Below are 7,743 nucleotides of genomic sequence, written 5' to 3'. Positions count from 1 at the left end.
GGTGGAGGTCTTGCTAAAATCGGCGGCTATATTGCAGGACGAAAAGACCTAGTGGAAGCTTGTTCATATCGAATGACAACTCCTGGAATCGGTGCAGAAGCTGGAGCGACGCTGTATAGCTTGCAAGAAATGTATCAAGGTTTCTTTTTGGCTCCGCACGTAGTCGGTCAAGCATTAAAAGGAGCGGTTTTCTCATCCGCTATGTTCGAAGAGCTAGGGATGCAAAGTGAACCGAAGTGGAACAGTGAACGAACGGATTTAATTCAATCCGTGCAGTTCGATGACCGCGATAAAATGGTTTCTTTTTGTCAGGCTATTCAATTTGCTTCGCCAATTAATTCACACGTAACGGCCTATCCTGCTTATATGCCAGGGTATGAAGATGATGTGATTATGGCAGCTGGAACGTTTATACAAGGAGCAAGCCTTGAGCTGACGGCAGATGGACCTATCAGGCCTCCTTATGTCGCTTACGTGCAGGGCGGGTTAACGTATGCTCACGTAAAAGTAGCAATATGCATGGCAGTAGATCAAATGCTGACGAAAGAACTTTTATAAAATATAAGATAGAAAGACTATTTTCTCCCCGCTAAGAAAGAAAAGATAGGCTTATAAAAATAAACGAAATGCTATTTATTTGTATAGAAGAAATGTTCAGAAAAATTTATGTTAGAATTACTAACATTCGGTTGACAGGTGAACTAACATAGCATACAATGTAAATAGTTAATCCAAAGGAGGAACTGAAATGAGTGACAACATTCGAAGAAATACGCCACTTTTCCCAATTGGAATTGTGATGCAGTTAACTGAGTTGTCGGCTCGCCAAATTCGCTACTATGAAGAACATGAATTAGTTGCACCAGTAAGAACAGAGGGAAATCGACGATTATTCTCATTTAACGATGTTGATAAGCTGCTTGAAATCCGTGATCTTATTGAACAAGGTGTAAACTTAGCAGGTGTAAAGCAGCTGTTTCATCTTCAAAAGGAGCAAAAAGGGCATAAGCAAGAAGAAAAAGTTGTGGCAGCAACAGCAAAGCCAGAATTAACGGACGATGAATTGCGAAAAATGCTTCGTGCAGAACTTATGCAAGCAGGCCGTTTTAATCGAGCAACTTTAAATCAAGGAGATATGTCCAGGTTCTTTCATTAATAAAGTTATCAATATTTATGCCGTTCGTATATGAGGGGTATAGATTATAAATATTATATAGAGATTTAGGGGAGGATCACACGATGGCAAAGTACACAAAAGAAGATATTTTCCGCAAAGTTCAAGAAGAGAATGTAAAGTATATTCGTCTTCAGTTCACTGACATTTTAGGAACAATTAAAAACGTTGAAATTCCAGTAAGTCAATTAGAAAAAGCGTTAGACAACAAAATGATGTTTGACGGTTCTTCTATTGAAGGGTTTGTACGTATTGAAGAATCAGATATGTACCTATTCCCGGATATTGATACATTTGTTATTTTCCCTTGGACATCTGAAAAAGGTAAAGTAGCACGTTTTATTTGTGACATCTACAATGCAGATAGAACTCCGTTTGATGGCGATCCACGTAATAACTTAAAACGTGTGTTAAAAGAGATGGAAGAGTTAGGATTTACTGATTTCAACCTTGGACCTGAGCCAGAGTTCTTCTTATTCAAATTAGACGAAAAAGGCGAACCTACATTAGAATTAAATGATAAAGGTGGCTACTTCGACTTAGCGCCAACTGACCTTGGTGAAAACTGCCGTCGTGACATCGTATTAGAGCTTGAAGAAATGGGCTTTGAAATTGAAGCATCTCACCATGAGGTAGCTCCTGGACAACACGAGATTGACTTCAAATATGCTGCTGCATTAAAAGCTTGTGATGATATCCAAACGTTCAAACTTGTTGTAAAAACAATTGCACGTAAACATGGCTTACATGCTACATTTATGCCAAAACCATTATTTGGTGTGAATGGTTCAGGTATGCACTGTAACGTTTCATTATTTAAAGATGGTCAAAACGCATTTTATGATGAAAACGGTAATCTAGAGCTAAGTGATACTGCTCGTCAATTTATCGCAGGTATCATCAAGCACGCACACAGCTTTACAGCAGTAACAAATCCTACTGTAAACTCTTATAAGCGTCTAGTGCCTGGATATGAGGCTCCTTGTTACGTTGCATGGTCTGCTCGCAACCGTAGCCCATTAATCCGTATCCCAGCTTCTCGCGGCGTAGGAACTCGTGTTGAGGTACGTAGCGTAGACCCAGCTGCTAACCCATATTTAGCAATGGCTGTTCTATTAAAAGCTGGTTTAGATGGAATCAAGAACAACCTTGAAGCTCCAAAACCTATCGATCGTAATATCTATGTAATGACAAAAGAAGAGCGTATTGAAGAAGGTATCGTAGATTTACCTGCAACATTAGCTCAAGCTTTAGATAGCTTCCAATCAAACGAAGTTATGGTTTCTGCATTAGGTGAACACTTAGCAGAGCACTTCGTTGAAGCGAAAGAAATCGAATGGGATATGTTCCGTACACAAGTTCATCCTTGGGAACGTGACCAATACATGAGCCAATATTAATTCCTAAAAGTCCGAGAGATCGTTTATACGTTCTCTCGGACTTTTTTTGTTTTTCAAAATGAATAACATTGCGCATATTAAATATCGAACTAAGCTGTTCATAAAACAAGTATAGCTGCCTGTCGTACAATTTACAGGAGGCTTTTTTATGGTTTTGTTAGATACAGGAAAGAATTTGGTTATAAAAATTAAAAAGGATAAGCTTTTTGTCTCATTGAATCTATATGTAAAAGTAGTGTATAACAGATAGAGAGATTGTTTATGTGTTCACTCTGCACTTCAGTATAACTTCAAAGAATTTTCAGCCAGTCGTAGTATCATTAGAAAATACTGTTGGAGAGGAATGGAATGAAAATGCAAGAAGGAAATTTTTTTAAAGGTTTAGTAATAGGCATATTAATAAGCATTCCAATTTGGATTATTCTCATTGTTATAGGCGTTCTGCTTTTTAAATAGGCCTGTTCTCATAATAGAATAGACAAAACTTTCCTTTTAGTGTATACTTCAAATGAAAATGATAATTATTATCATTTGATCAACGAATCAACACTCTGCATATAGCTGTCACTCCTTGAGAGCTATCCCTATTTAATATTCTGTCTACAACGCAGAATAAACCGCTGCCTTTGAGTAGCGGTTCTTTTTTTAGTAATTTTCTACTTAGTAGGCTAGTATACGTAGCACTTTTTGCCCTCATACATATGTTAACAATAAGGAGGGACAAGTAATATGAAAAAAATCTATCTAGATGCAGGACATGGTGGGGCAGATGCAGGAGCAGTTGGAGCGAACGGACTGTATGAAAAAAACTTAGTTTTAAAAATTCAACAATATTTAATAAGCTATTTAAATAGCACCTACAGTGACTTTACGATTAAAACCACTCGTACCACAGATACTTTTTTATCGTTATCTCAGCGCGCTTCTCAAGCTAATTCGTGGGGAGCAGATGTATTTATGTCTATTCACGTAAATGCCGGGGGAGGAACAGGATATGAAGATTATGTTTATAGAAGCGCTAGCAATGCCAGTAAAACGTTTCAATCAATTGTCCACGGCCAAGTACAGCCAACGCTGCTGTCGTATAATCATCCGAATCGCGGTCGAAAATCAGCCAATTATGCGGTGCTTCGCTTAACAAATATGCCCGCAGTACTAACTGAAATAGCCTTTATTGATAACCGCACCGATGCAGCACTTCTCCAAAACGAAGCTTTTTTAAAAAGMATGGGTGAATCGTATGCAAAAGGAATTGCCGTATATTTAAATTTACCTCGTCGTGCAGTTCCAAACCCCAATCCAACACCAACTCCGAATCCATCACCTTCTGAACCAGGTACAAAAACGTATACGATCAAGCAAGGAGATACGCTTTACAGTATTGCACAGAAGTACAACATAACAGTACAAGCGCTTCAAGAAGCGAATACAGGGCTTTCTGATCCTTTAACACTACAGGTTGGAAAAACAATTGTTATTCCTTCAGGGACTTCACCAAACCCATCTCCAACACCGTCACCAACTCCACCTTCGGAACAATATCCACTTCCAAATGGAATTTTAAAACAAGGTGATTCTGGAGAAGCCGTGAAACAGCTTCAAAAAGCATTAAACGCGGTGAATTTTAAAGTAGGTTCAGTAGACGGAATATATGGAGTTCAAACGAAAGATGCAGTCAGACGTTTTCAGCTTGTGTATCTTCCTTATGATGTGGATGGCATTTATGGTCCTCAAACGAAAAACAAGCTAGCAGCCGTTTTAAAAGCAAAAAGTTAAAGCAAAAAGGTCTTCTGTAAGCGGGCAGAAGACCTTTTGTTTTTCTGTTAAAAGCGCCTTAAGCACTATTTTATGGTTTGCGTAAAATAATGCTTTACAAACCATTTGTACGGGAGTATATTATCTAAGAACAAAGGATAGTTATGAAAGAAACATGTTATCGATCATACCCTTTAACCGAAAATTATATTGACCTGTTATCGCTTAATTCGTCAGAAGTGGGGGACCCAAATTTGTGCATTGTCACTTGGGGTGAATCCTTTTTTAAAGGTAGGGCTACTCTYAWRGCCCGAATCCGACAGCTAACCYCATMAGCGTTTTGGAGAGRAGGTTTAAGCTGTGTAAAAACGCTGAGAACCCTTAGTGTTTTTTTTGTGCGCTTTTTTAACATAAAAAGGTATTTTTTAGGAGTAATATCACTTATTCGTGAACTTGTAACTGAGCTTAGCAATGAACAGTAAATAGTAGCTAAGCAATCATCGGAGGGAAATTACGTGAACTATTCAGTTCTCAAACGATTATTGATTGGAAAGCCGCTTAAAACAAAAGAGTTAGGCGATCAAAAGCTTAGTAAGCTTAAAGCACTGGCTATTTTATCATCAGATGCCTTATCTTCAGTGGCTTATGGAACAGAACAAATTTTGATTGTACTTGCAACAGTCGGCGTTCTTGCCTATTGGTATTCGATTCCAATTGCGCTTGGGGTATTGGTTCTGCTGACGGCTTTAATTCTTTCGTATCGTCAAATTATTTATGCGTATCCGCAAGGCGGAGGAGCTTATATTGTTTCGAAAACCAATTTAGGAGAAAATCCTGGGCTTATAGCTGGAGGATCACTGTTGGTGGATTATATTTTAACAGTTGCTGTGAGCGTTTCAGCAGGAACGGATGCCTTAACTTCGGCTTTTCCAACGCTGCATCATTACAATGTAGTAATTGCGTGTTTGCTGGTGATTTTTATTACCGTCTTAAATTTACGTGGTGTAACAGAATCCGCTTCTGTATTAGCTTATCCGGTTTATTTATTTGTTATTGCTCTTATTTTGTTAATAGCGGTAGGCTTGTTTAAAATAGCGACAGGTCAAGTTTCACCTGAGCTTCATCCCTCTCTCGGTACAGTAGTGCCAGGTATTAGTTTGTTTTTATTATTAAAAGCTTTTTCGTCAGGCTGTTCAGCATTAACAGGTGTAGAAGCTATTTCAAATGCAGTGCCTAACTTTAAAGAGCCAGGTGCAAAAAATGCTGTTCATACATTAATGCTGATGGGCGGTATTTTAGCCGTTTTATTTTCTGGCATCACGTTTTTAGCTTATTGGCTTGGCATTTCTCCAAAAGCAGATGAAACGGTTGTATCACAAATTGCATCGAGTGTGTTTGGACGAAATGGATTTTATTATTTTATTCAAGGCACAACAGCTCTAATTCTAGTGCTAGCGGCGAATACGGGCTTTTCAGCTTTCCCTTTGCTGGCTGTCAACTTATCGTCTGATAAATACATGCCAAGAATGTTTCAAATTCGTGGCGATCGACTAGGCTATTCAAATGGAATTGTGACCCTTGGAATTGCTTCTATTGTCTTAATTGTAGCTTTTAAAGGAGCGACTGAACAATTAATTCCTCTTTATGCAGTCGGGGTGTTTATTCCATTTACGCTTTCTCAAACAGGCATGATTGTCAAATGGCTTAGAGAAAAGCCGGCCGGCTGGCAAGGGAAGCTAACCATTAACTTAATTGGTGCCCTCATTACCTTAACTGTGCTAATTATTTTGTTTACAACGAAGTTTTCACAAGTATGGTCCGTGCTCATTTTCTTACCGGTTATTGTCTATATTTTTCATCGCATTCATACGCATTATGAAGCGGTAGGAGAGCAGCTTCGCATTAAGCAAGGAGAAAAGATTGGAAAGCTTGAAGGAAGTGTGGTCATTGTTCCTGTAGCAGGAATGACAAAGGTAGTAGAAAATTCATTAAATTATGCAAGAACGATTGGCGATACCGTTATTGCAGTACATGTAGCCTTTGATCGAGAAAGCGAAAAGAGAATGGAAGAGAAGTGGGAGAAGTGGCAGCCTGATATTCGTATTGTTACGTTTCATTCTCAATACCGCAGCTTAGTGCGGCCGCTGTTTCGATTCATCGATATGGCTGAGGAAAAAGCCCGGGAAAATAATATGGCTATTACGGTCGTTATTCCGCAATTCATTACGAAAAAAAGCTGGCAAAATATCCTTCACAATCAGTCCAGTCTGCTGTTAAAAGCACATTTGCTTTACCGTAAAAATGTAATTGTTACAACTGTACCGTACCGTTTTAAAAAATAATGAAACATGACTAAAAACCTCCAACTTGTATGTTGGAGGTTTTTAATTTTTAAATTCACATACACTAACCGTAATCGAATCTCATCAAAGGCGCAAACGGAGGGATTGTATGAGTGAATTAATTAAATTGTTGCGAAAGGGAAATAAATCGGCCATCATGGCCGCTGTAGTTAATACCATTATCTCTATCATTAAAGGAATTGCTTTCGCTTTAACAGGGAATGTAGCAATGTTTGCTGAAACGATGCACAGCTTAGGAGATGCAGCTAATCAGTTTTTTGTCTTTATAGGTTCGGCATTAAGTAAAAAAGCCCCGACCAAAAGATTTCCAAATGGTTTCGGCCGATTGGTTAATCTCGTTCTATTAGGAGCGGTTCTTGTAGTAGGAATTATGGCGTTTGAAACGATTAAAGAAGGATATCACCACATTCTTCATCCCACGAAGTCTTCAGGCTTTATTTTAAATATTGCAGTACTTGGCATCTCGGTGTTACTTGAGATGTTTGTCCTATTTAAGGCGATGAAAGAAATTTTGCACGATGTCGGAATGAATACCGCAGAGGTCAATGTTTTTACGCAAAGCTTTGTTCATTTAAATAAAGCAAAGCCAGCAACCAAGCTGGTCTTTATGGAAGATCTGGTAGCTACTGGAGGAGGCGTATTGGCGTTAATAGCCGTTTTCATTTCACGGTTTACACCTTTTCACCAAGCTGAAGGAATTGCTTCTATTTTAATTGGGCTTATGATGTTTTTTGTAGTAGGACGAGTATTTTTAGATAATGCTGCTGGAGCGCTTGGTGAAGCAGATAAAGAAATGGAAATAAAAATTGGCGCGATTGTCATGCAAGATGTACAAGTGCGTGATATTCAAACATTAATGGTGATGAAAGAAGGAGAAGAGCTTCACGTTGAATTAAAAGTAGAAATTGATCCTTCTTTAACAGTGGCAGAAGCTGATGATATTAAAGATCGTCTGGAAAATCGTATTTTACAGGAAAAAGGAGTAACGGATGTCATTATTGAATTTGATGAAGATGATGGAATTCCGGACTGGGCGCCAAGTGATTTACAG

The 7,743-nt window shown here is 38.5% G+C and carries 6 protein-coding genes and 1 riboswitch; all 6 genes read left to right on the top strand.

What is annotated here, in order from left to right:
- A partial coding sequence (locus AC1DRF_RS12700; RefSeq protein ID WP_477740864.1) for a methionine gamma-lyase family protein occupies window positions 1-558 on the top strand: 558 nt, incomplete at its 5' end.
- A gap of 190 nt (window positions 559-748) precedes the next feature.
- A complete protein-coding gene (locus AC1DRF_RS12695; protein ID WP_013058786.1) occupies window positions 749-1,156 on the top strand; it encodes a MerR family transcriptional regulator in 408 nt (135 codons plus the stop codon).
- Window positions 1,157-1,239: 83 nt separating this feature from the next.
- Window positions 1,240-2,574 carry a type I glutamate--ammonia ligase gene (gene glnA, locus AC1DRF_RS12690; RefSeq protein WP_013058785.1) on the top strand — a complete coding sequence of 445 codons (1,335 nt, stop codon included), beginning with the start codon at window positions 1,240-1,242 and terminating at the stop codon, window positions 2,572-2,574.
- Between the two features lie 729 nt (window positions 2,575-3,303).
- A complete protein-coding gene (locus AC1DRF_RS12685) occupies window positions 3,304-4,350 on the top strand; it encodes an N-acetylmuramoyl-L-alanine amidase (RefSeq protein ID WP_477740863.1) in 1,047 nt (348 codons plus the stop codon).
- Between the two features lie 191 nt (window positions 4,351-4,541).
- A riboswitch (cyclic di-AMP (ydaO/yuaA leader) is annotated at window positions 4,542-4,682 on the top strand.
- Between the two features lie 162 nt (window positions 4,683-4,844).
- Window positions 4,845-6,671, top strand: a complete 1,827-nt coding sequence (locus tag AC1DRF_RS12680; RefSeq protein ID WP_013084729.1) for an APC family permease — start codon at window positions 4,845-4,847, stop codon at window positions 6,669-6,671.
- A 109-nt stretch (window positions 6,672-6,780) separates the two neighbouring features.
- Window positions 6,781-7,743 (top strand): cation diffusion facilitator family transporter (locus tag AC1DRF_RS12675; protein ID WP_477740862.1); only part of this gene is annotated, 963 nt, incomplete at its 3' end.

It is taken from the genome of Priestia sp. P5_B4 (assembly GCF_056400385.1).
The sequence above is the reverse complement of the archived record's forward strand: the minus strand, read 5'-3'. Positions and strand labels throughout refer to the sequence as shown.